The sequence below is a fragment of the Serratia sp. CY74737 genome (genome assembly GCF_052166775.1).
Classification (GTDB): domain Bacteria; phylum Pseudomonadota; class Gammaproteobacteria; order Enterobacterales; family Enterobacteriaceae; genus Serratia; species Serratia ureilytica.
In genome coordinates, this window is sequence record NZ_JBJNOF010000012.1 from 1 (window position 1) to 24,331 (window position 24,331).

At 60.5% G+C, this 24,331-nt stretch carries 20 protein-coding genes; 10 read left to right on the plus strand and 10 right to left on the minus strand.

Annotated elements, in window-relative coordinates:
• A partial coding sequence (locus ACJ8PE_RS16450) for a transketolase-like TK C-terminal-containing protein (RefSeq protein ID WP_326830675.1) occupies positions 1-528 on the plus strand: 528 nt, incomplete at its 5' end.
• Between the two features lie 69 nt (positions 529-597).
• Here the strand turns inward: ACJ8PE_RS16450 and brnQ are convergent.
• Complete coding sequence (gene brnQ, locus ACJ8PE_RS16455; RefSeq protein WP_060660267.1) at positions 598-1,920, minus strand: branched-chain amino acid transport system II carrier protein; 1,323 nt, start codon at positions 1,918-1,920, stop codon at positions 598-600.
• A gap of 570 nt (positions 1,921-2,490) precedes the next feature.
• On the opposite strand from brnQ, the gene ACJ8PE_RS16460 reads away from it, so the two are divergent.
• The 3 genes from ACJ8PE_RS16460 to ACJ8PE_RS16470 all read left to right on the plus strand — a co-directional run bounded on the left by ACJ8PE_RS16460 (position 2,491) and on the right by ACJ8PE_RS16470 (position 6,490).
• A complete protein-coding gene (locus ACJ8PE_RS16460; protein WP_033644933.1) occupies positions 2,491-3,579 on the plus strand; it encodes an ABC transporter substrate-binding protein in 1,089 nt (362 codons plus the stop codon).
• Positions 3,580-3,657: 78 nt separating this feature from the next.
• A complete protein-coding gene (locus ACJ8PE_RS16465; RefSeq protein WP_197793862.1) occupies positions 3,658-5,427 on the plus strand; it encodes an ABC transporter permease in 1,770 nt (589 codons plus the stop codon).
• Positions 5,420-6,490, plus strand: a complete 1,071-nt coding sequence (locus ACJ8PE_RS16470; protein ID WP_033652192.1) for an ABC transporter ATP-binding protein — start codon at positions 5,420-5,422, stop codon at positions 6,488-6,490. The genes ACJ8PE_RS16465 and ACJ8PE_RS16470 overlap by 8 nt, the downstream gene beginning before the upstream one ends.
• A 30-nt stretch (positions 6,491-6,520) precedes the next feature.
• On the opposite strand, the gene ACJ8PE_RS16475 is transcribed toward ACJ8PE_RS16470, so the two are convergent.
• The 5 genes from ACJ8PE_RS16475 to ACJ8PE_RS16495 all read right to left on the minus strand — a co-directional run bounded on the left by ACJ8PE_RS16475 (position 6,521) and on the right by ACJ8PE_RS16495 (position 13,216).
• Positions 6,521-7,486: a PDR/VanB family oxidoreductase gene (locus ACJ8PE_RS16475; protein WP_197760491.1), complete on the minus strand. Its 966-nt coding sequence runs from the start codon at positions 7,484-7,486 to the stop codon at positions 6,521-6,523.
• 41 nt (positions 7,487-7,527) lie between these two features.
• Positions 7,528-8,976 carry an NAD-dependent succinate-semialdehyde dehydrogenase gene (locus tag ACJ8PE_RS16480; protein ID WP_197793860.1) on the minus strand — a complete coding sequence of 483 codons (1,449 nt, stop codon included), beginning with the start codon at positions 8,974-8,976 and terminating at the stop codon, positions 7,528-7,530.
• 46 nt (positions 8,977-9,022) lie between these two features.
• Positions 9,023-10,147 carry an aromatic ring-hydroxylating oxygenase subunit alpha gene (locus ACJ8PE_RS16485; RefSeq protein WP_019455611.1) on the minus strand — a complete coding sequence of 375 codons (1,125 nt, stop codon included), beginning with the start codon at positions 10,145-10,147 and terminating at the stop codon, positions 9,023-9,025.
• 26 nt (positions 10,148-10,173) lie between these two features.
• The gene (locus tag ACJ8PE_RS16490; protein ID WP_197793859.1) at positions 10,174-11,766 is read right to left on the minus strand and encodes a BCCT family transporter; all 1,593 of its coding nucleotides are present in this window, start codon (positions 11,764-11,766) and stop codon (positions 10,174-10,176) included.
• Positions 11,767-12,130: 364 nt separating this feature from the next.
• Positions 12,131-13,216: a tartrate dehydrogenase gene (locus ACJ8PE_RS16495; protein ID WP_033652189.1), complete on the minus strand. Its 1,086-nt coding sequence runs from the start codon at positions 13,214-13,216 to the stop codon at positions 12,131-12,133.
• An 82-nt stretch (positions 13,217-13,298) separates the two neighbouring features.
• On the opposite strand from ACJ8PE_RS16495, the gene ACJ8PE_RS16500 reads away from it, so the two are divergent.
• From ACJ8PE_RS16500 to fbaA, 4 genes are all read left to right on the plus strand, one after another.
• Complete coding sequence (locus tag ACJ8PE_RS16500; RefSeq protein ID WP_269474714.1) at positions 13,299-14,258, plus strand: LysR family transcriptional regulator; 960 nt, start codon at positions 13,299-13,301, stop codon at positions 14,256-14,258.
• A 313-nt stretch (positions 14,259-14,571) separates the two neighbouring features.
• Entirely contained in the window at positions 14,572-15,588 is a 1,017-nt protein-coding gene (gene epd / locus ACJ8PE_RS16505) for an erythrose-4-phosphate dehydrogenase (RefSeq protein WP_197760486.1), read from the plus strand.
• 70 nt (positions 15,589-15,658) lie between these two features.
• Positions 15,659-16,822 carry a phosphoglycerate kinase gene (pgk, locus tag ACJ8PE_RS16510; protein ID WP_025160206.1) on the plus strand — a complete coding sequence of 388 codons (1,164 nt, stop codon included), beginning with the start codon at positions 15,659-15,661 and terminating at the stop codon, positions 16,820-16,822.
• A gap of 116 nt (positions 16,823-16,938) precedes the next feature.
• A complete protein-coding gene (gene fbaA, locus ACJ8PE_RS16515) occupies positions 16,939-18,018 on the plus strand; it encodes a class II fructose-bisphosphate aldolase (protein ID WP_025304179.1) in 1,080 nt (359 codons plus the stop codon).
• Between the two features lie 56 nt (positions 18,019-18,074).
• Here fbaA and ACJ8PE_RS16520 read toward each other — a convergent pair whose 3' ends face one another.
• Complete coding sequence (locus ACJ8PE_RS16520; protein WP_042785333.1) at positions 18,075-18,743, minus strand: DUF1345 domain-containing protein; 669 nt, start codon at positions 18,741-18,743, stop codon at positions 18,075-18,077.
• Between the two features lie 204 nt (positions 18,744-18,947).
• On the opposite strand from ACJ8PE_RS16520, the gene mscS reads away from it, so the two are divergent.
• The gene (mscS, locus tag ACJ8PE_RS16525; RefSeq protein WP_015378992.1) at positions 18,948-19,814 is read left to right on the plus strand and encodes a small-conductance mechanosensitive channel MscS; all 867 of its coding nucleotides are present in this window, start codon (positions 18,948-18,950) and stop codon (positions 19,812-19,814) included.
• Between the two features lie 82 nt (positions 19,815-19,896).
• Here the strand turns inward: mscS and ACJ8PE_RS16530 are convergent, their stop codons facing one another.
• The 3 genes from ACJ8PE_RS16530 to ACJ8PE_RS16540 all read right to left on the minus strand — a co-directional run bounded on the left by ACJ8PE_RS16530 (position 19,897) and on the right by ACJ8PE_RS16540 (position 23,468).
• Positions 19,897-21,246, minus strand: a complete 1,350-nt coding sequence (locus tag ACJ8PE_RS16530; RefSeq protein ID WP_197760485.1) for an MFS transporter — start codon at positions 21,244-21,246, stop codon at positions 19,897-19,899.
• Positions 21,247-21,433: 187 nt separating this feature from the next.
• On the minus strand, positions 21,434-22,465 hold the full coding sequence (locus ACJ8PE_RS16535) for a methionine synthase (protein WP_033644741.1): 1,032 nt from the start codon (positions 22,463-22,465) through the stop codon (positions 21,434-21,436).
• A gap of 25 nt (positions 22,466-22,490) precedes the next feature.
• Positions 22,491-23,468: a DUF1852 domain-containing protein gene (locus tag ACJ8PE_RS16540; protein ID WP_442536823.1), complete on the minus strand. Its 978-nt coding sequence runs from the start codon at positions 23,466-23,468 to the stop codon at positions 22,491-22,493.
• Positions 23,469-23,784: 316 nt separating this feature from the next.
• Here ACJ8PE_RS16540 and ACJ8PE_RS16545 point away from each other — a divergent pair, with 316 nt between their 5' ends.
• Positions 23,785-24,324 (plus strand): DUF2058 domain-containing protein, encoded by a 540-nt coding sequence (locus ACJ8PE_RS16545; RefSeq protein WP_047573752.1) that lies wholly within the window; start codon positions 23,785-23,787, stop codon positions 24,322-24,324.
• Positions 24,325-24,331 lie beyond the last annotated feature (7 nt).

The window sequence follows — 24,331 nt, forward strand, 5'->3', positions numbered from 1 at the left end:
ACCTGGCGTCCGTGTGACCAGGTGGAATCGGCGGTGGCGTGGCAGTACGGCATCGAGCGCAACGACGGCCCGACCACGCTGGTGTTCTCGCGCCAGAACCTGACCCAGCAGCCGCGCACCGCAGAGCAGCTGGCGAACGTGTACCGCGGCGGCTACGTGCTGAAGGACTGCGCGGGCACGCCGGACGTTATCCTGATTGCCACCGGCTCCGAAGTGGGTATCACGGTTGAGGCGGCGGACAAACTGACCGCGGCGGGCCGCAAGGTGCGCGTGGTGTCGATGCCGTCGACCGACGCGTTCGACAAGCAGGATGCGGCGTACCGCGAGTCGGTGCTGCCGGCGGCGGTAACGGCGCGCGTGGCGGTGGAAGCGGGTATCGCGGACTACTGGTACAAGTACGTGGGCCTGAACGGCGCTATCGTGGGCATGACCACCTTCGGTGAGTCGGCGCCGGCGGAGCAGCTGTTCGCCGAGTTCGGCTTCACCGTGGACAACGTGGTGGCCAAGGCGCAGGCGCTGCTGAAGTAAGCCGCCGGGCGCAAGCCGATAAAAAAGCCGGTCATCATGACCGGCTTTTTTTATGGGCGGAAATCGCGATTACGACGCGGCCTTGACGCTTTCGGCGCTACGCAACCGGTCGTAAGCCGCCGCCAGCAACAGCACCAACAGCGTAGGCTGCAGCCAGACCAGACCCTGCTCGGCCAGCGGCAGCTTATCGAACCAGGCGGGCAGCAGGCCGCTGAAGCTTGAAGCCTTCAGGCCGTCGGCCAGGCCGAACACCAGGCTGGTAGCGATCACCGGCGCGAAGACGCGTCTGGCGCTGCGCCAGCGGTTCTGGCTGAAGCTGAGCAACACCAGCGCGATGCAAGGCGGGTAGATCGCCGTCAGTACAGGCAGTGAGACGCGTATCAGATTGGCCAGCCCCATGTTGGAAACCAGCATGGCGAAGAGGGCGAGGATGACCACCAGCGCGCGATAAGAGAGCGGCAGGTAGCGGGAGAAGAAGTCCGCGCAGGCGCAGGTCATGCCGACCGCCGTCACCAGGCAAGCGATGAACATCAGCACCGCCATAAAGACGCTGCCCAGATCGCCGAAGGTGTGCTGCACATAGGCGTGCAGGATTGCCGCGCCATCCTGAGCACCGCTGCCGACCAGGCTGCCGCTGCCGGCGCCGAGCTTGAACATGCAGATATAGACCAGCGTCAGGCCGACGCCGGCGATCAGGCTGGCCCACAGGGTGTAGCGCAGCAGCAGGCCGCTGTCGCTGACGCCGCGCGAGCGGGCGGCGGTGACGATAATCGAGCCGAACATCAACGCCGACAGCGTGTCCATGGTTTGATAACCCTGCACGAAGCCGGTGGAAAACGCCGCGGCCTGATAGCTGCCGACGGCGGAGACCGGCGCACCGGCGGGCCACACCAGGGCGGCGATGCCGAGCGCGGCCAGCGCCAGAATTTTCAGCGGCGCCAGAATATGGCCGACGTTATCGAGCAAGCGGCCGGGATACAGCGACACAACCATCGCCAGGGTAAAGAACAGCAGGCTGTAGATGAACTGCGGCAGGGCGCCGTCGCCGGTGAAGGGCGCGATGCCGAGGGCGAAAGAAACATTGGCGGTTCGCGGGGTGGCGAACAGCGGGCCGAGCGCCAGATAGCAGACGGTCGCCAACAGCAGGCCGGCGGTGCGGCCGATGGGGCCGGTCAGCAGGCTGATGCTGCCGCCGACGCGCGCTAGCGCGATCACGGCGATCACCGGCAGAGCGACGGCGGTCACCATAAACCCGAGGGCGGCCGGCCACAGATGTTCACCGGACTGCAGCCCCACCAGCGGGGGGAAAATGATGTTGCCGGCGCCGACAAACAGGGCGAAGGTCATAAAGCCCAGGGCGATAATGTCTTTCGGGGATAAACTCTTGGTCATAACGGTATGGCACTGCCTGTATTCATGAAATAAACGGCCTGGCTGCGAAATGAAGCGCTGCAGAAGGAGGCGCGTGGGGCTGCGTACGCCCGCAAAAATTTTCGTCCGGCAGGATATAATAATTCGGCGACAAAAACCTGATTAATACAGCGCTGTTTATCCTGGCGTGAACCGGCTGCACAGAGGGATCATGGCGGCCGGCCCGGCAGCGCGCTAGCGCGCCACCCTGTCTATCGACAGCGGAATTTCGATGTGCGGCTTGAAAGAGACGTGGCCGTCTTCGACCGGTTTACGGGGGAAAAAGATCGGCATATCGCGGGTCGAATGCCGGCTTTGTTCTGACGTTGCCGGGGCGCCATCGTACAGCGAATTCGCCTGCTGCAGCGCTCACGCCTGGCAGAATAGTCTGCGACACGGATGACCGCAAAGCCCGCGCCGCCGGGCGTGGGTATTGACTGAAAAACGTCCAACCTCACAAAACCGAAAGATAACAAGCAACGCCGTTGCCTCGTTGCAATTATTAACTGTATGTTAATTTTTGGTTTATTAAATGTGATCTGGGGATGGATGATGATGAAAAAAATCAGCGCTACCGTGGCTGCAATCACCTTACTGGGCTCCGTTTCCGCCTATGCGGCCTTCCCGGCGGGCTACCCCGCCGACTATCAGAAACTGGTCGACGGCGCGAAGAAAGAAGGCAAGGTGGTGATTTACTCGACCACCGACACCAAGGCGGCGGCGCCGCTGATCCAGGGATTTGAGGCGTTGTATCCGGGCATCAAGGTCGAATACAACGACATGAACAGCACCGAACTGTATAACCGCTTCATCAGCGAGCAGGCGGCCGGCGGCACCAGCGGCGACCTGGTGTGGAGTTCGTCGATGGACACCATTTTGAAACTGGCGGGCGATTACGCGCAGGAGTATGCCTCTCCGGAGCGGGCTCAGCTGCCAAAATGGGCGGTATGGCAAGATAAAGTGTATGGCACCACCTATGAGCCGGTGGTGTTCATCTATAACAAACGCTTGATCCCGCAGGGCGATGTGCCGGATTCGCACGCGGCGTTGGCCAAGCTGATCGCCAGCCAGACGGACAAATTCAAGAAGAAAGTCACCACTTACGACATCGAAAAATCCGGCGTCGGCTTCATGCTGTCGGTGCAGGACTTCAAGGCCGATCCCAACTACTTCAAAACGCTGGCCGACGTGGCCAAGGGCGGGCTGGCGGTGCAATCCTCAACCGGCACCATGATGGAACGCGTTTCCTCCGGTGAAAACCTGATCGGTTTCAATATTCTCGGCTCATACGCCGAGGCCCGCGCCAAGAGCGATCCGTCGCTTGGCATCGTCTATCCGAAAGACTATACCCTGGTGCTGTCGCGCGTGAGCTTCATCAGCAAAGAAGCCGGTCACCCTAACGCCGCCAAGCTGTGGTTCGACTACGTGCTGTCGGAGAAAGGGCAAAATATTCTCGCCAATCAGGCTGATATCCCTTCGATCCGCAACGATGTCGAAGGCAAGAACGACATCGACGGCATGACCAAGCTGCTGGGCAACGCGCTCAAGCCGATCCCGGTCGACGACAGCCTGCTGGAGTATCTGCAGCCGGCCAAGCGTCTCGACTACATCAAACAATGGCGCGCCGCCGCGGCGAAATAACAGGGACTGCATTCGGACGCGCGCCTGACGTACAGGCGCGCGCCCTTTGGTCGTCGTTTACAACCATAGGGAGCATTTATGCAAGCATGGCGCAGAAAGTGGCAGAGCCTGCCGCGCGGCCTGGTGGTGTTGATAACCGCGCTGGTTATCTATGTCCCCCTGTCGTTTATCATCATTCAAAGCTTCCTCTCGGCTCCGTTTTTCTCTCCCTCCAAGGTCTTCAGCCTGGAGGCCTTCGAGTTCATCTTTACCGATCCGGATTTCTACAAGGCGCTGAGAAGCGGCTTTATTCTGGCATTCGGCCTGGTGATCATCGCTATCCCGCTCGGCGGCATTTTGGCCTTCCTGATGGTGCGCACCGATCTGCCGGGGCGGCGGATCATCGAACCGCTGATTTTGGTGCCGATCTTCGTGTCGCCGATGGTGCTGGGCTTCGGTTACGTGGTGGCGGCGGGGCCGGTGGGCTTCTTCTCGCTGTGGGCGGAGGCGCTGCTGGGCTTCGTGCCGTGGAACATCTATTCGATGGCCAGCATCGTGGTTATCGCCGGGTTGACGCACGTGCCCCACGCCTACCTGTACATCTCCTCGGCGCTGCGCAGCGTGGGCTCAGACGTTGAAGAAGCGGCGCGCACCGCCGGCGCTACGCCGCTGCAGGTGATGACCGCCGTCAGCCTGCCGATGGTGCGGCCGTCTATCCTGTACGCCGGGGTGCTGCTGTTCTTCCTCGGGCTGGAGGTGTTCGGCCTGATGCTGGTGCTGGGCGATCCGGAAGGCAACCTGGTGCTGGCGACCTACCTGTATCAGTTGACCAACAAGCTGGGCACGCCGTCTTACCACCTGATGGCGGCGGTAGCGGTGGTGCTGATCTGCATCACCATTCCGTTGGTGATGCTGCAGCGCAGGCTAATGCGTACCGCCAACCGTTTCGTCACCGTCAAGGGCAAAGCCTCGCAGGCGCGCGCGTTGCCGCTGGGCAAATGGCGCTGGGTGGCCGGCGCGGTGGTGATGTTCTGGCTGACCGTGACCATCGGCGTGCCGCTGATCGGCGTGGTGCTGCGCGCCTTTATCTCCAACTGGGGCGTGGGCGTGTCTGTCTGGGACGAACTGTCGATCAACACCTTCCGCACCATCTGGGCGCAGCCCAACCTGCTGCGCGCCATCGTCAACTCAATGGCGATTGGGGTAATCGGCGGGGCGCTGGCGGTGGCGTGCTACCTGTTTATCGGCATCGCCATGCACCGCAAGCCGGATGGCGCCACGCGCTTCCTCGACTACAGCGTGCTGGTGCCGCGCGCGGTGCCGGGGCTGCTGGCCGGTCTGGCGTTCCTGTGGGTGTTTCTGTTTCTGCCGATGTGGCTGGACAAATCGCTCAAGGAGGGTTGGCTGTCGGCGCTGCCGATGGCCGAATGGCTGCGCGAGAACGTGATCGTCTGGCTGCGTTCGCTGCGCAGCACCATCTTCAGCGTCTGGCTGGCCTATACCGTGGTGTGGATGGCCTATGGCCTGCGGCTGATCTCTTCCACGCTGCTGCAGGTGGGGCCGGAACTGGAGGAAGCCGCGCGCAGCGCCGGCGCCAGCCGCGGCCAGATCACCCGACACGTTACCATTCCGCTGTCGCGCTACGGCCTGATCGGCTCCTGGCTGCTGATGTTCCTGATCTTTGAACGCGAATATTCCACCGGGGTTTATCTGCTGTCTCCGGGCACGGAAACCATCGGCTCGATGCTGGTTTCCCTGTGGGCCGCGGGCGCCATCGATATCGTCGCCGCGCTGTCGTTCATCAATATCCTGCTGGTGGTGCTGGGGCTGGGGATCGCCTTGCGCTTTGGAGTGAAATTACATGATTGAACTTTCGGTAGAGAACCTGCATTTGACCTATGGCGACAACCCGGTGCTGAAAGGGGTGTCGATGGATCTGAAACGGGGCGAAGTGGTCTCGCTGCTGGGCCCGTCGGGCAGCGGCAAAACCACGCTGCTGCGGGCGGTGGCCGGGCTGGAGAAGCCGAGCCAGGGGCGGATCGTCATCGGCGACAGCGCGGTTTACAACGGCAGCGCGCGCAGCGAAATTCCCGCCGAAGAGCGCAACCTGGGGCTGGTGTTTCAGTCCTACGCCCTGTGGCCGCACAAAACGGTGTTTGAGAACGTCGCTTATCCGCTGAAGCTGCGTAAGACCGCCTCGGCGGAAATCGCACAACGGGTACAGGCGGTGCTGGATCAGCTCGGGCTGGGGCATTTGGCCAAGCGTCATCCGCACCAGCTCTCCGGCGGCCAGCAGCAGCGGGTGGCGATCGGCCGTGCGCTGGTCTACAACCCGCCGGTGATCCTGCTGGATGAGCCGCTGTCCAACCTCGACGCCAAGCTGCGCGAAGAAGCGCGGGTATTTCTGCGCGAGCTGATCATCAAGCTCGGTCTGTCGGCGCTGATGGTGACCCACGATCAGAACGAGGCGATGGCCATTTCCGATCGCATCCTGCTGCTCAATAACGGCAAAATCGAACAGCAGGGCACGCCGCAGGAGATGTACGGTTCGCCCGCCACGCTGTTCACCGCCGAATTCATGGGCAGCAACAACCGGTTGCCGGGCAAGATCGTGGCGCTGGAAGACGGCCGGGCGCGCATCGAAGGTAAGGATTGGGCGCTGTGGGGCAAAGCGGGCGAAGGCGTGCAGGTCGGACAGGAGGGCACTGCGGTGATCCGCGTGGAGCGCGTGCGGTTGGGTGAAGATCCACAGGGTAATCAGCTTGAGCTGCCTTTGCTGACCAGCATGTATCTCGGCGATCGCTGGGAATACCTGTTCCGCACCGTGGCCGAAGATTTCGTGGTGCGCGCCTATGGCCACGAGGCGCGCGATCGGGCGCTGTGCCGGCTCTCCCTGCCGGCCGAGCATCTGTGGATATTCCCGAAAGCTTAACCAGGACGCCCGCCGATGCGGGCGCTCCCTTTACAAATCCAGCACCAGCCGGCTGCCTTTGGCGCGCGAGCAGCAGATCAACAGGGTCTGCTGCGCCGCGCGCTCTTCCTCGCTGAGATATTGATCGCGGTGATCGGCTTCCCCTTCGACGATGCGGGTTTCGCAGGTGCCGCAAATGCCTTCGCGGCACAGGCACTCGACCTTGGCCGCCTTGCTGTTTTCCAGCGCCTGCAGGATGGTCATGTCTTGCGCCACTTCAAGCTCAATACCCGATCGAGCCAGCACCAGTGTAAAGGCGCCGCCCGCCGTGTCTTCGGCGGCAAAGGCTTCGCTGTGCAAGCGACCGGCATCGATACCCCGTTCGGCGGCGATCCGGTAGACCGCTTCGTTCAGCGCCGCCGGGCCGCAGACGTAGATATGGGCGCCGGGTTCCACATCGACCAGCGTGCGCGCCAGATCCAACCGGCCGCCAAGGCTGGAGACATGGCAACTGACGTTGTCTGCGAACGGCGCTTGCATCAGCTGCTGCTGGAAGGCGTTGTGCTCTTCACTGTGGAAGCAGTAGTGCAGATGGTAGCGTTGGCCGCTGCGTTGCAGCTCATGCAGATGGGCCATAAACGGCGTGATGCCGATGCCGCCGGCGATCAGCACGTGATGTTGCGCTTCCGGCGCCAGCGCGAACAGGTTATTCGGGGTGCTGATGGTCAGCGTATCGCCGACCGCCAACCGGTCATGCATGAAGTCGGAACCGCCTTTGGAAGGAGACTCGCGCCGAACGGCGATCTGGTAATGCTCGAGTTCGAACGGTGAGCTGAGCAGCGAATAGGCGTTGCTGTAGCGCTGCTCGCCGTCCTGCATTTGCACGATGATGTGGCTGCCGCCGCTGAAGGCGGGCAGCGGCCGGCCTTGCGGATCCGCCAGGGTAAAGCGCTTGACCCGTGCGGTGACGGTTTCGATGTCGACGACGCGGACATCAAGCATCTGATAGCTGGTCATTCATTGGCTCCAAAGCGCGGGCGTCCCCGCGCATGAAAAAGTTATACCGCTTGGCACAGGTATTTGAGCTCCAGATAGTCTTCGATGCCGTATTCGGAGCCTTCACGCCCCAGCCCCGACTGTTTCACGCCGCCGAACGGCGCCACCTCGTTGGAGATAAGCCCGGTATTGATGCCGACCATGCCGTACTCCAGCCGTTCCGAAACGCGCCAGATGCGCGCCGCATCGCGGGTGTAGAAGTAGGCGGCCAAGCCGTAAATGGTGTCGTTGGCCTGGCGGATCGCCTCGGCTTCGTCATCAAACACCACCAGCGGCGCGACCGGGCCGAAGATCTCTTCTTCCAGCAGCAGCGAGCCGGGCTGCACGTCACCCAGCACCGTCGGCGTGAAGAAATTGCCGCCCAGCGCGTGCGGCGTGGCGCCGGTCAGCACCTGAGCGCCTTTGCTCAGCGCGTCATCGAGCAGCTCCAGCACCTTGTCGCGCGCCTTGCGGTTGATCAGCGGGCCGATCTGCACGCCGGGTTCGAAGCCGTTGCCGACCTGCAGCGCCGCCACGCGGGCGACAAACTTCTCGGCGAACTGGGGATAAACGCCGCGCTGCACGTAGAACCGATTGACGCAAACGCAGGTCTGCCCGGCGTTGCGGTATTTGGCGATCAGCGCGCCTTCCACTGCGGCATCGATGTCCGCATCGTCAAACACGATGAACGGCGCATTGCCGCCCAGCTCCAGCGACACTTTCTTGATGGTGTCCGAGCTTTGGCGCATCAGCAGCCTGCCCACCGGCGTGGAGCCGGTAAAGCTCAGCTTGCGCACCTGCGGGTGGCGGGTCAGCTCGGCGCCGATCGCCTGCGAGTTGCCGGTCACCACGTTGAACACCCCGGCGGGAATGCCGGCGCGCTCGGCCAGCTCGGCCATCGCCAGCGCCGAGTAAGGGGTTTCGTTGGCGGGTTTGACCACCAGCGTGCAGCCGGCCGCCAGCGCCGGCGCGGCCTTGCGGGTAATCATCGCCGCTGGGAAGTTCCAGGGCGTGATCGCCGCGCACACGCCGATGCCCTGCTTCAGCACCATCAGGCGTTTATCGCTGCTCGGCGACGGAATGATGTCGCCGTTGGCGCGCTTGGCCTGTTCGGCGAACCATTCGATAAAGGAGGCGGCGTAGCGGATCTCGCCCAGCGACTCCGCCAGCGGCTTGCCTTGCTCCAGCGTCATCAGGCTGGCCAGATCCTGCTGGTGTTCCAGCATCAGTTCGAACCAGCGGCGCAGCAGCTGCGCGCGCTGTTGCGCCGGCAGCGCGCGCCAGCCTTCCAGCGCCTGCTGGGCGGCGTCGATCGCCCGTTGGGTTTCGGCCGTCGCCATGTTGGGCACGCTGCCGATGAGTTGGCCGGTGGCGGGATCGCTCACCGGCAGGGTTTCCTGGTTGTCGGCGTCGCGCCATTGGCCGTTGATATATGCCTGTTGGCGGAATAGCGCCCGATCGGAAATATTCACAAGAACCTCACAAGTCAGGGGAAAGGGGCCTGCGGGCCCCGTCGCATCAAGGTTGATAAACCTGCGCCAGCAGGTTGTGGAAGTGGGCGATGCCGTGTTCGCTGACGCCGCTGCCGGCGCCGTCGGCCATGATGCGCCCCTGGCCGCGATAGCCGCGCGACTTCAGGCCTTTTTGCACGCTTTCCACCAGCCGCAAATCTTCCGGGCGGAACACGTCGCGGTACCAGTCGATCAGTTTGAGCTGTTCGTCGCTCAAATCGGCGTTGGTGAAGTAGATGTCGTAGTGCTGCAGGGTGGTTTCCGCATCGACCGGGAACTCATAGATCACCGTCATCATGCCTTCCAGCGGCGGCATGTTGAACATGGTGCACGGCCACAGCCAGATGCCGTGGAAGCTGGCTTCTTTACCCTCTTCAAACTTGAACGACTGCTCGGAAGGGCGGGCGTAGCCGAACTGCAGCGTCCAGTTGCCGTGCAGGGTGTGCCAGTAGCGGTCGACCTGCACCGAGTCGGCGAAACCGGGGTGTGCCGGGCCGCAGTGGTAGCACTCGAGGTAGTTGTCGACGATGTTCTTCCAGTTGGCCGGGGTACGGGTGACGAAACGCGCTGCCAGTTTGAGATCGTCGACCTGCGGGCAGGCTTCGCGCACTTTGGCGCCGAGGCCCGGCAGCTGGTCTTCCACCGTGCCGGCCTGCGAGTCCAGATTGACGTAAATAAACCCGGCGTACTCTTCGACCCGCACCGGCATCAGGTGCGAGTTTTCCTTATCGAAGTTCTGCACGTTTTCGCAGTTGCGCGCGTGCGCCAGTTCGCCGTCCAGCTTGAACGCCCAGGCGTGATAAGGACAGGTGATGACGTTTTTCGCCCGGCCGTCGCCCGCCAGCAGCTGGTGGCCGCGGTGCGGGCAGACGTTGTAAAAGGCGCGCAGCACTTTGTCGCGGCCGCGCACCACCAGAATGTTTTCACCGATGATCTCGCGGGTGATGTAGTCGTTCGGTTCGGCGAGCTCGCTGCGGTGCGCCACGCAGATCCAACTGGTGGCGAACACCTGCTCTTTTTCGTGCTCGAACGCCGCCTGGTGGGTATAGAACCGGGCCGGAATGGTGTAAGCCTCGCGGGCGTCGGCGCAGAAATCTTTCGGTAAGGTAAATTCAGGGATCAGAGTGCTCATAAGTTAACCTTCCTCTTTTCTTATTGTCATTTCGCCATAGGGCGCGGTTGATACGACGATGGCGCGGAGAGTTCGGCGGCCGCCGGCGCGCTGCTTTCGATCAGGTGTGCCGGAATGGCCGCATAGTCCTGCTTCAGCCAGCGGGCGAAGCCGTAGGTTTTCACCAGCAGCACCAGCAGGAACGGCAGCGCGGTCAGGATCACCGTGGTTTTCATGGTGTCCAGCGAGGCGCCGGTGAACAGGATCGACAGCGGGATCAGGGTGATCACCACGCACCAAAACAGGCGCAGCATCGGGCTGGGATCTTGCCCCTCCTGCAGGTTGCGGGTGCTGGTGGCGGCCATGGTGTAGGCCACCGCGTCCATGTGCGAGGCCAGGAAAATGATCATGATGAACAGATAGGCGGCCAGGAACAGCTTGCCGAGCGGCAGCGCCGTCAGCAGCATCTGCACGGCGGTTTCGCCGCCCTGGGTGCTGAGGATCTCCGGCACGTTGAGCTGCCCGCTGATGAACTGATGCATGGCGTAGCTTTCCAGCGAGCCGAAGAAGAACCAGCAGCCGAGGGTGCTGCCGAGCAGCAGGGCCCAGATCACCTCTTTAATCTTGCGGCCGCGCGAGACGCGGGTGACGAACATCGCCACGCCCGGGGTGTAAGAGATCCACCACAGCCAGTAGAACACCGTCCAGCTGCGGCTGAAGCTGCCGTCGCCCATCGGATCGGTAAACAGGCTCATCTGCAGGAAGTTTTGCGCCGTCAGGCCGATGGCGTTGATGGTGTTGTTGATGGTGAACTCGGTGGGGCCGACCAGCAGCACCAGCCCGGCGAAGGCGAATGCGCCCCAGCCGACCATTTTGCTCAGGCGCTGCATGCCGCCGTCGATGCCGATGTAGGAGCTGAGACAGAAGATCACCGCCGCCAGCAGGATCACCGTCGCCTGCACCACGAAATTGTCGGGGATGCCGGTCAGCGCCGTCAGTCCGCGAGTAAAGGTGGAGGCAGTCAGCACCAGCGAAATGGTGAGGGCGCCGACGGTGGCGACCAGGAAAATCAGATCCACCAACCGCCCGATCGGGCCGTTGGCGCGCACGCCGGTGATGGCGGAAATGATCCCCGACAGGCTGAGCCCTTTGTTCTTACGCACGTGGAAGTGGTAGGCCATGATCAGCGAGGCGAGGGCGTAGGTTGCCCAGGCGCTCAGGCCCCAGTGGAAGAAGGAGTAGCTGATGCTGTATTCCAGCGCCTTTGGGGTGCGCGGCGCGATGTTCAGCCCCGGCGTCTGGTAGTAATACGCCCATTCCATCACCCCCCAGTACAGGGTGGACGAGCCCAGGCCGGCGCAGATGAACATGAACAGCCAGGCCAGCGTGGAGTATTGCGGTTTGCCTTCGCCGAGGCGGATATTGCCGTATTTGCTCAACGCCAGATACAGCACCACCAGCAGGGCGATCAGCACCAGGATTTGAATGGTTGAACCGAACAGCCGGGTGACGCCGTTGAAAATGGTGTTGGCGATAAGCGCGGATTGAGCCGGAAAGAGCATCAGGCAAAGGGCGATCAGCGCAATGCTGCACAGGCTGATGGCGATGAGCGTGACATCCTTTTTGGGATTGCTCTGCATGGGAGTGAACTCCTGTTATCGGTGGTGGGCCGGTGCGCAAAGCGTAGGGTGCGCCCGGGCCTTATTGGTTTGAACCCTTTGTTTTGTTACACCGCGAGGAGCAAACCGCCCGGTGGGTCGCTACCGGGAATATTCACTCTTCATTAACATTTTCGAGTGTGCACAAATTACAGGAGGGCCACAATTGGGGCATCTGTAAAAGGATAAAACACAGTATGTAAACAATTTGTTGTGATCTTGACCGGGGTATTGGCGTGCCTTCTACGGTGGTTTTCAACGGATTTGCGGCAGCGATCGAAGCGGAAAAACGGACGTGGCAAAGCAGGGCGCGGAAGGGCGCCCTGCGCGGGAAAATCTGCGGCGTTCAGCGTTGCAGCAGGGCGGCGATCGCCTGGCCGACTTGCTGGGTGGAGGCGTCGCCGCGCATGTCCGGCGTGCGCGGCCCGTCGGCGATAATGCGCTCAATCGCCTGCAGGATGCCGTCGTGCGCCTGGCGGTAGCGGGCATCGCCGTCGCCGAGGAAGTCCAGCATCATCGCGCCGCTCCAGATCATGGCGATCGGGTTGGCGATGTTTTTGCCGAAAATGTCCGGCGCTGAGCCGTGCACCGGCTCGAACAGCGACGGGAAGTTGCGCTCCGGGTTCAGGTTGGCCGACGGCGCAATGCCGATGGTGCCGGTGCAGGCCGGGCCGAGATCCGACAAAATATCGCCGAACAGGTTGGAGGCCACCACCACGTCGAAGCGTTCGGGGTTCAGCACGAAGCGCGCGCACAGAATATCGATGTGCTGTTTGTCCCAGGCGATATCGGGATACTGGCGCGCCATCTCCGCCACGCGCTCATCCCAGTACGGCATGCTGATGGCCATGCCGTTGGACTTGGTGGCGGCGGTCAGGCGCTTGCGCGGGCGCTGCTGCGCCAGCTCGAAGGCGTATTTCAGGATGCGGTCCACGCCCTGACGGGTGAAGACCGACTCCTGGATCACCATCTCGCGTTCGGTGCCTTCGAACATTCGCCCGCCGAGCGAGGAGTATTCCCCTTCGGTATTTTCGCGCACTACGTAGAAATCGATATCGCCCGGCTGTTTGTTCGCCAGCGGGCAGGGCACGCCGGGAAACAGCCGCACCGGGCGCAGGTTGACGTACTGCTCGAAGTCGCGGCGGAATTTCAGCAGCGACCCCCACAGCGAAATGTGATCGGGCACCGTATCCGGCCAGCCGACGGCGCCGAAGTAAATGGCGTCGAAGCCCTTGAGCTGCTCAAACCAATCGTCGGGCATCATCTGGCCGTGGTGCTGGTAGTAGTCGCAGCTGGCCCACTCGAAGGTGGCGAATTCCAGCGACAGATCCCAGCGCGCCGCCGCCGCCTGCAATACCCGTATGCCTTCCGGCAACACTTCCCGCCCGATACCGTCCCCGGGGATGGCGGCAATCTTGTAAGTTTTGCTCATACAGAGGTCTCATTTGTAGGTAGGGGAGATTGACAACACTCTTATCCTATAATTGACTAACTGTTAATCAACCATGAAAACGATGAAACATAAAACACGAATCATGAACAATATGCCGATCCTGAGTGACCTGCGGGTGTTCGTGCTGGTGGCGCGCCGCGCCGGGTTTGCCGCCGCCGCCGAAGAGCTGGGCGTGTCGCCGGCCTTTATCAGCAAGCGCATTGCGTTGCTGGAAAAGGCGCTGGACGTGTCGCTGCTGCACCGCACCACGCGGCGGGTGGCGATCACCGAGGACGGCGAACGCATCTACGAATGGGCGCAGCGTATTCTCAACGACGTCGATCAGATGATGGACGAGCTGTCCGAGGTGCGTCAGGCGCCGCAGGGCATGCTGCGCGTGGTCAGCAGCTTCGGCTTCGGCAGGCGCTTCGTGGCCCCGGCGCTGTCGGCGCTGGCGCGGGAGTATCCGCAGCTGGAGCTGCGGCTCGACGTTTCCGATCGGCTGGTGGATCTGGTCAGCGAAGGGTTCGATCTGGATATCCGCATCGGCGACGATATCGCCCCTAATCTGATCGCGCGCAAGCTGGCGGACAACCAGCGCATCCTGTGCGCTTCGCCGGCATATCTGCAGCGCCACGGCGTGCCGAAAAGCCTGGCGGAGCTGGCGGGCCGCACCTGCCTGGTGATCAAGGAGCGCGATCATCCGTTCGGGCTGTGGCGGCTGCAGGGGCCGGGCGGTGAAGAAACGGTAAAGGTGACGGGGGCGCTGGCGTCGAACCACGGCGAAATCGTGCACCAGTGGTGCCTGGATGGGCAGGGCGTCGCGCTGCGTTCCGCCTGGGACGTGAAAGAGAACATCGACAGCGGCAGGTTGGTGCACATTCTGCCGGAGTATTTTCAGCCGGCCAACATCTGGGCGGTGTACGTTTCCCGGCTGGCAACGTCGGCGAAAGTGCGGGTGACGGTCGAATTTTTGCGCGACTATTTCCGTGAGCACTACGGCGAAACGGGGGCGGCGAGTGAAAATCCGCCGCGGCCTTAAGGCCAAAAATGTGCGCCAGATCATCTTATGCTCGTAAAACTCCCCTCCGTTACTTGTGGAACTGTTGCACCTGTTCCTTTTGCCAAAACTTTGGTTTATGCTCAGCTGAAGCGTTTCAGTTGAAGCACTCTTCGACAGAAATGCCGATGTGACGGCGGCGAAAAGCCGCTGAAGCGCGGGAATAATGCAAACGCGGCGATTCACAGCGGGCGGTGCGATCCACTACTCTATGCGGGTTAGTGAGACAACCAGTCAGCGCCGGCCCGGCGCCGGTGAGTCAGCCCGGCGGGGACGGCCCTTTTTCAGGAGCAGCATGACCATCCGCATAGCGATAAACGGCTTTGGCCGCATCGGCCGCAGCGTATTGCGCGCACTGTACGAATCGGGACGACGGGCGGAAATCTCCGTGGTGGCGATCAACGAGCTGGCGAATGCCGAGGGCATGGCCCATCTGCTGAAGTACGATTCCAGCCATGGCCGCTTCGCCTGGGATGTGCGGCAAGAGCGCGACACGCTGAGCGTTGGAGACGACGCGATTCGCCTGTTGCATCAGCCGGCGGTGGAGCAGTTGCCCTGGGGCGAGCTGGGCGTCGACGTGGTGCTGGACTGCAGCGGCGTGTACGGCAGCCGTGCGGATGGCGAGGCCCATCTGGCGGCGGGGGCGAAGAAAGTGCTGTTCGCCCATCCGGGCGGCAACGATCTGGACGCCACCATCGTGTTCGGCGTCAACCATCAGACGCTGCTGGCGGAACATCGCATCGTGTCCAACGCCTCGTGCACCACCAACTGCATTATTCCGGTGATCAAGCTGCTGGACGACGCCTACAGTATCGAGTCCGGCACCGTGACCACCATTCACTCGGCGATGAACGATCAGCCGGTGATCGACGCGTATCACGCGGATTTGCGGCGCACCCGCGCGGCGAGCCAGTCGATCATTCCGGTCGATACCAAACTGGCCGCGGGCATCACCCGCATCTTCCCGCAGTTTTGCGATCGCTTCGAGGCTATCTCGGTGCGCGTGCCGACCATCAACGTGACGGCTATCGATCTTAGCGTCAGCGTGAGCGCCGCGGTGAAGGTGGCGGAGGTCAACCAGCTGTTGCAAAAGGCCGCACGGGAATCATTTCGTGGTATAGTTGACTACACGGAATTACCATTGGTCTCGATCGATTTTAACCATGACCCGCACAGCGCTATCGTCGACGGTACGCAGACCCGGGTCAGCGGGCAGCACCTGATAAAGACCTTGGTCTGGTGCGACAATGAATGGGGCTTTGCCAATCGGATGTTGGATACAACACGGGCAATGGCCGCCAGCGGTTTCTAGTACGGCGGCGCCGGCGTGATTGGCGCGCTGCTCAGGCAATTTTATAGAGATTCAATAAAGAGGGTTCACCATGTCTGTAATTAAGATGACCGATCTGGATCTGGCGGGTAAACGCGTACTGATCCGCTCCGATCTGAACGTGCCGGTAAAAGACGGTAAAGTGACTTCCGACGCGCGTATCCGCGCTTCCCTGCCGACTATCGAAGCTGCGCTGAAGCAAGGCGCCCGCGTGATGGTAACCTCCCACCTGGGTCGTCCTACCGAAGGCGAGTACAACGAAGAATTCTCCCTGCTGCCTGTGGTCAACTACCTGAAAGATCACCTGAAATCCCCAGTGCGTCTGGCGAAGGATTATCTGGATGGCGTCGACGTCGCCGAAGGTGAACTGGTGGTGCTGGAAAACGTCCGTTTCAACAAGGGCGAGAAGAAAGACGACGAAACCCTGTCCAAGAAATACGCGGCGCTGTGCGACGTGTACGTGATGGACGCGTTCGGCACCGCGCACCGCGCGCAGGCTTCCACCCACGGCGTGGGCAAGTTCGCGCCTGTCGCCTGTGCCGGCCCGCTGCTGTCCGCCGAGCTGGAAGCGCTGGGCAAAGCCCTGGGCAACCCGGCCCGTCCGATGGTCGCCATCGTGGGCGGTTCTAAAGTCTCCACCAAACTGACCGTGCTGGATTCCCTGTCCAAAATCGCCGATCAGCTGATCGTCGGCGGCGGCATCGCCAACACCTTCGTGGCGGCGCAGGGCAACAACGTGGGGCAGTCCCTGTACGAACCGGATCTGATCCCGAACGCGCAGAAACTGCTGGAAACCTGCGACATTCCGGTGCCGACCGACGTGCGCGTGGCGACCGAGTTCTCTGAGACCGCGACCGCGACCGTGAAGCAGGCCAACGAGATCCAGGACAACGAGCAAATTCTGGATATGGGCGACGTCTCTGCCGAGCGTCTGGCCGTTATCCTGAAGAACGCCAAAACCATTCTGTGGAATGGCCCGGTTGGCGTATTCGAGTTCCCTAACTTCCGTAAGGGCACCGAAATTGTCGCCCGCGCGATCGCCGATAGCGACGCTTTCTCTATCGCTGGCGGCGGCGACACTCTGGCAGCCATCGATCTGTTCGGTATCGCTGACAAAATCTCCTACATCTCCACCGGCGGTGGCGCATTCCTGGAATTCGTTGAAGGGAAACCGCTGCCTGCAGTCGTGATGCTGGAAGAGCGCGCTAAGCAGTAATTCAGACAACGGGAGGCGAAAGCCGCCCGTTTGTTTTATACCGCGCGGCAAATGCTGCGCGGCGTGAAAACATCGATTTACATCCATCTACGGCCGACGAAACAGGACAAAGTAACATGTCTAAAATTTTTGATTTCGTAAAACCGGGTGTCATCACGGGTGATGACGTTCAGAAAGTCTTCGCAGTTGCTAAAGAGAACAACTTTGCGCTGCCAGCGGTAAACTGCGTGGGTACCGACTCCATCAACGCAGTGCTGGAAGCCGCGGCTAAAGTGCGCGCGCCGGTCATCGTTCAGTTCTCCAACGGCGGCGCCGCATTCATCGCCGGCAAAGGCGTGAAGACCGATGTGCCGCAGGGCGCAGCGATTCTGGGCGCTATCTCCGGCGCACACCACGTTCACCAGATGGCTGAACACTACGGCGTGCCGGTGATCCTGCACACCGACCACTGCGCGAAGAAACTGCTGCCATGGCTGGACGGCCTGCTGGACGCCGGCGAGAAACACTTCGCCGCTACCGGCAAACCGCTGTTCTCTTCCCACATGATCGATCTGTCTGAAGAGTCTCTGGAAGAAAACATCGAGATCTGCAGCGCCTACCTGAAGCGCATGGCCAAAATCGGCATGACGCTGGAAATCGAACTGGGCTGCACCGGCGGTGAAGAAGATGGCGTGGACAACAGCCATATGGACGCTTCCGCTCTGTACACCCAGCCGGAAGACGTGGCTTACGCGTACGAAAAACTGAACGCCATCAGCCCGCGCTTCACCATCGCTGCATCGTTCGGTAACGTGCACGGCGTGTACAAGCCAGGTAACGTTAAGCTGACTCCAACCATCCTGCGCGATTCTCAGGATTACGTGTCCAAGAAATTCAACCTGCCGCACAACAGCCTGAACTTCGTGTTCCACGGCGGTTCCGGTTCTACCGATGCAGAGATCAAAGAGTCTGTGGGTTACGGCGTGATCAAGATGAACATCGACACCGACACCCAATGGGCGACCTGGGACGGCATCCTGCAGTACTACAAAGCTAACGAAGCTTACCTGCAGGGCCAGTTGGGCAACCCGAAAGGCGCCGATCAGCCTAACAAGAAATACTACGATCCACGCGTATGGCTGCGCGCAGCGCAGACCAGCATGGTGACGCGTCTGGAGCAGGCCTTCAAAGATCTGAACGCGGTAGACGTTCTGTAATCTTCGGCACCTGTTGCATGATGTACAAGGCTCCCTGCGGGGAGCCTTTTTCGTTTTCAGCCCAGCAGGCCGGCGCCGACGTTGATCGACAGGCCCAGGATCAGCATGTTGAACACGAACGAAATAACCGACTGCACGAGCGCGATTTTACGTACCTCCGCGGCGCCGACCGCCACATCGGCGGTTTGCGACGCGACCGCGATGGTGAAGGAGAAGTAGGCGAAATCCAGATAGGTGGGATCGGCGAGATTGCCGGGGAACAGCAGCGGCAAAGGATCCTGCTGTGCGCCCTGGCGATAAAATTGATGAGCATAGTGCATGGTGAAGGCGGTCGGCAGAAGCAGCCAGGAGACCGCCAGCGTGGCGCCGGTCAGGAGCAAATGCAGCGTTTTCAGAGAGCCGACCACCTGTTTGGCGCTGCTCAATTCAAACAGGATCGCCAGTAAGCTGACCAGGCAGCCGAGGCTGACTAACGCCAGCACCATGCTGGCGCTTTCGTCCTGCCGCCGGGCGATTTGGCGAATGTGCTGCGGCGTGCTGACCAGCATCAGCCGCCAGAGAAACAGCAGGTAGAGCCAGGCCAGCGTATTCCAGCCGATCATCAAGCGTTGCAGCAGCGAGAGCTGGGCGGGCAGCAGCAGAAAGCACAGCAGCCCGGCGCCGACGGAAAACAGCAGCCTGGGCCGCACTTGCCAATAGTGTTTGAGCGAAGAGCGAATGTGCATGAAGAACGGATCCCTTGTCGTGAAATGGCCAACGCGCTGTTCTCAGCATAGAAGAAGCGGCGGGCAGTTTCGGCTATTTTTAATGCTGATGGTTGGCATGAGCCTTTAATGTTGGTTACCCTTAGGCGTGGTTTCCTACTGGCCGCCGAGGCCAGTGTATTTTTGCGAGTTTCTCCCGTTAGGGACTGAGTTAGGACGACACGAATGAAAGATTTGAATGTAGTAGACGGCATCAACGGTGCCGGCGACTGGTTGGTGAAGAATCAGGATCTGTTGATCCAGTACGCGGTGAATATCGTCGCCGCCATCGTTATCCTGATCATCGGTTCGATCGTGGCCCGCGTGGTCGGCAATGCGCTGAACCGCGTGATGAAGCTGCGCGGCATCGACGCCACGGTGGCCGACTTCCTGTCGGCGATCGTGCGTTACGGCGTGCTGGCGTTCACCTTCATCGCCGTGCTGGGGCGCGTCGGCGTGCAGACCACCTCGGTGATCGCGGTGCTGGGTGCCGCCGGTTTGGCCGTCGGCCTGGCGCTGCAAGGCTCGCTGTCCAACTTCGCCGCCGGCGTGCTGCTGGTGATCTTCCGTCCGCTGCGCGTGGGTGAATATGTCGATCTGGGCGGCGTGGCCGGTACCGTCGATCAGGTACAGATTTTCTCCACCACCCTGCGCACCGCCGACAACAAAACCATCGTGGTGCCGAACGGTAAAATCATCGCCGGCAACATCATCAACTACTCCCGCGAACCGAACCGCCGCGTGGATATCGTGGTGGGCGTGGCCTACAACGCCGATATCGACGTGGTGAAGAAGGTGCTGGGCGACGTGATCGCCGCCGACAAACGCATCATGCACGCCAAAGGCGTGACCGTGCGTCTGAACGAGATGGCGCCGTCCTCGCTGAACTTCGTGACCCGTTCCTGGACCACCAATGCGGAATACTGGAACGTGTACTTCGATCTGATGGAAAACTTCAAGCGCGCGCTGGATGCCCACAATATCGGCATTCCGTTCCCGCAGATGGACGTGCACCTGTATCGCACCGAAGACGCTTCCGCCAAGGCGGAATAACGCAGAAGGGGGCCTTGGCCCCCTTTTTCATGACAGGCCGAGACGCCATCGAAGGCGTCTCGGCCTTTTATTTTCCGCGAGGTCAGATGCCCGCAGCCGGTTCCGTGAGCGGCGTGCGGCGGCGCAGGCTGAGGCGATAGAGCAGGAAGATGGCGGCGGCGCCCAGCAGCGCCGGCAGCGCCAGCCAGAGGAAGAACACTTCCGTCGAGCCAGCGGCGGCCATCATCCAGGCGCCGAGCATCGAGCCGACAATTGAGCCGAAGCGGCCATTGGCCATGGCCCAGCTGACGCCGGTGACGCGGGCTGCGGTCGGATAAAGGGTGGCGGAAACCAGGTTCAGGCCGTTTTGCGCGCCGGCCACGCCGAAGCCGATCAGGAACACGACGGCGGCCAGTGTGTAGACGTCGCCCATCAGATACCCGGTCGCGCCAATTACCAGCGCGGCGCCCAGGTAGGAGACGGCCAGTACGCGGTAAGGCCCGATCCGATCCATCAGCAGCGCCATCAGGATGGCGCCCAGGGTGCCGCCGAGCGGCACCATCGCGCCGATACGCGAGGCGTGGGCGATGTCGTAACCGGCGTCTTTGAGCAGGGTCGGCAGCCAGCTGGTGAGCAGGTAGAACACGAACAGCGAACAGAAGAACGCCGCCCACAGCAGCAGGGTGCGTACGGCGCGGCCTTCGATAAACAGGTGTGATATCGGCGACCTGGCCTGCGCCGGGCGCTCGTCATCGACGATGGTTATCCCCGTCCAACGCTGGCCGGTGATGCGTTCGACCACCCGGCGCAGCCGATCGGCATGTTTGGCGCTGGCGGCCATAAAGCGTACTGATTCGGGCATCTGCCAGGCCAACAACGGCAGCAGCGCCAACGGCGCGATGCCACCGACCAGCAGCAGGCCGCGCCAGCCGAACGCCGGGATGATCTGCCCGGCCAGCAGGCCGCCCAGGGCTAACCCAGCGGTAAAGCCGCTCCAGCTCAAGGTGACCATCAGCATGCGGCGGCGCGCCGGTGAGTACTCCGAGCTGAGGGTGATGCAGGTCGGTATCGCGCCTCCGAGGCCAATGCCGGTGATGAAGCGCAGCAGGGTCAGGGATTCGATCGAATGCGTATAGGCCGAAGCCAGAGTACAGCCGCCAAACACCAGCACCGCGACGAGCAGCACGCGTTTGCGGCCAATGGCGTCGGCGATCGGCCCGAACAGCAGGCTGCCGATCAGCAGGCCGAACAGCCCCGCGCCGAAGGCGGGGGAGAGCTGAGCGGGCAGCAGATCCCACTCTTCGCGCAGCGCCGGCGCGATATAGCCGATGATGGCGGTATCGAAACCGTCCAGAAGGGCAATGAGGAAACACAGGGTCAGGATCAGGATTTGGTAGGGGGAGATCCTGGCGCGATCGATGATTTCGCTGATGCGAGCGGTATTTGGGCTCATGGTTATTCCACTGTTATTCGGCTTGTGTGGGCTGGCTGAGGGCTGTTCAGGCCAGGCCTGAACCAAAACCGCTGTGGCTGGCATCGCGTAGAAATCCGAGTATACACCAGAGCGGGGGCGTTGCGGGGAGGGGGAATTGCTGATAATCGCCCGCCGCAGGAGGTGTCTGTGGCGGGCGCAGGCAAGGTTATTTGGCTAACAGCTCTCGGCGCACGATCTCGGCGCCTGCGCTTAACGCATTCAGCTTGCCGCGGGCGACCTGACGGGGCAGGGGGGCCATGCCGCAGTTGGTCGACGGATAGAGCTTGTCGGCATCGACAAACTGCAGCGCTTTGCGCAGCGTGTCGGCCACTTCCTCCGGCGTCTCAACGGCATGATTCGCTACGTCGATGGCGCCGACCATCACCTTTTTGCCGCGGATCAGTTCAAGCAGATCCATGGGCACGTGCGAGTTATGGCACTCCAGCGAGATGATATCGATGTTAGACGTTTGCAGTTTCGGAAACGCCTCTTCATATTGTCGCCATTCCGAGCCCAACGTCTTTTTCCAGTCGGTATTGGCTTTAATCCCATATCCATAGCAGATATGTACGGCGGTTTCACACTTAAGCCCTTCAATGGCTCTTTCCAGGGCGGCGATGCCCCAGTCATTCACCTCGTCAAAGAACACGTTAAATGCGGGCTCATCAAACTGAATAATGTCGACGCCTGCGGCCTCGAGCTCTTTGGCTTCCTGATTGAGGATCTTCGCGAACTCCCAGGCTAATTTCTCGCGGCTTTTATAGTGGTTGTCATAGAGTGTGTCGATCATGGTCATCGGCCCCGGCAGGGCCCATTTAATCGGCTGTGTGGTCAGCTGGCGTAAAAATTTGGCGTCTTCAACGAAAACGGGTTTTTGACGCGAGACTGCCCCCACGACCGTCGGCACGCTCGCCTCATAGCGATTGCGGATTTTAACCACTTCGCGTTTTTCGAAATCGACGCCGCTGAGATGCTCGATAAACGTCGTGACGAAGTGCTGACGGGTTTGTTCGCCATCGCTGACGATATCGATGCCGGCCTGTTGTTGCTCTGCCAGTGACAAACGCAGGGCGTCCTGTTTCCCTTCGATGAGTTCTTCATTCTGCAATTTCCAGGGCGACCACAGGGTTTCCGGTTGGGCCAGCCAGACCGGTTTGGGCAAGCTGCCGGCGGTCGATGTGGGGAGCAATATTTTCATGATAGGTGACCTGTATTTAAGTGAATCAAAGCGCGTAGTGAGCAGACCATTGCTCAAGAATAGGCTTGTAGGGTTTGATAAATTGCTCTTCCGTAAATTTCCCCTGCTCAATCGCTAACTGGCTACGCTCTTCGCGATCGTAAACAATCTTGGTTAATGAATGATCCTGGTTATTCAAGCTTGGCTGATAGCATTGCCCCGCCGCCGAGTTGGCATTGTAAATTTCAGGCCGATAGATTTTCTGGAAGGTCTCCATCGTGCTGATGGTGCCGATCAGTTCCAGGTCGGTGTAATCGCTCAGCAAATCCCCGGGGAAATAAAAGGCCAGGGGCGCAACGCTATTTTTCGGCATGAAATAGCGCACCTGCAGGCCCATTTTTTTAAAATACCGGTCGGTCAATGAAGCGCCGTCTTGCCGATACTCGTCGCCCAACACCGGGTGTTGATTGCCCGTCCGATTGTAGGTGTCTTTGCTGGATACGCTGAGGCAGATCACCGGCGGTTTGCTGAAATTTTCATGGTATTCGTTTGAATTGACGAAGTGCTTAAAGATATTGCCGTGCAAATCGCCAAAATCATCCGGAATGGTAAATTCCGCCGCGTTTTTATTGTGCGCCGGCAGCAAGACGCTAAAGTCGTAATCGCGCACGTAAGACGAGAAATTGTTCCCGACGATGCCCTCGATACGCTTTTGCGTTTTTTTATCGATGATGTTGGTTTTCAGGATTTCGATAACCGGAAAGCTGGCGCCCTGATCTTCAATGCGCATCTCAACCGAGATGATTTCCAGCTCGACAGAGTAGCGATCGGCCTTGGGGTTATCCCAATAGGCTAATGCATTAAAGCGATTATCGATCATCACCAACGTGTTGCGCAGGTTCTCCCGGCGGTTTTTCCCTCTGGCCAAATTGGCAAAGTTGGTGGTGATACGCGTATTTTCAGAAGGGTTATAATCTTCGTCGAAAGAACTGCTCTTAATCGTAAAGGTAAAGTCTGTATTCATCGTCTTATAGCATCCTGTTATATGATATGAAGGCTGGATTTATCCATTTCTTTCAATGGCTTGTTTTTCTATTTTTTTATTCAGCCGATTTCATATTGTCTGTCGTTAATGAGGTCTATTTTTGCCAGAGTCTCGGAGGGAGTGAAAGAGACTTAATTTCATTACCACATGAGCGGTATTCATGATCTGGCATTCGGGCCGTTTTACCGCCGTTGCTCTGCGGCGCAAACCGCCGGTGGGTTGCGCCGGCAACCTGGTGCAGCCTGAAAAATTACGGGTATAATCCCTCCATGATCCCACGGCTTCAGACACGAACATGACAAAACTCACCTTACAAGAGCAGATGCTCAAAGCGGGCTTGGTAACCAGCAAGAAAATGGCCAAAGTCCAAAGAACGGCTAAAAAATCACGCGTTCAGGCCCGCGAGGCCAGAGAGGCGGTGGAAGAGAATAAAAAGGCGCAGCTTGAGCGCGATAAGCAGCTGAACGAGCAGCAAAAGCAAGCCGCGCTGTCCAAAGAATACAAGGCGCAGGTGAAGCAGCTGATCGAGATGAATCGCATCGTGCTGGCGAAAGGCGATATCGGTTTTAACTTTACCGACGGCAACCTGATCAAAAAAATCCTGGTGGATAAGGCGACGCAGACCCAACTGATCAATGGCCGCCTCGCCATTGCCCGCTTGGTGGTCGAGAACCGGGAAGAGTGTGAATACGCGATTATCCCCGCGAGCGTCGCCGATAAAATCGCGCAGCGCGATGCGGGCAGCATTGTGTTGCACAGCGCGCTGAGTCAGGAAGAGCAGGATGAAGACGATCCGTACGCCGACTTTAAAGTGCCTGACGATTTGATGTGGTAAGCCGCGT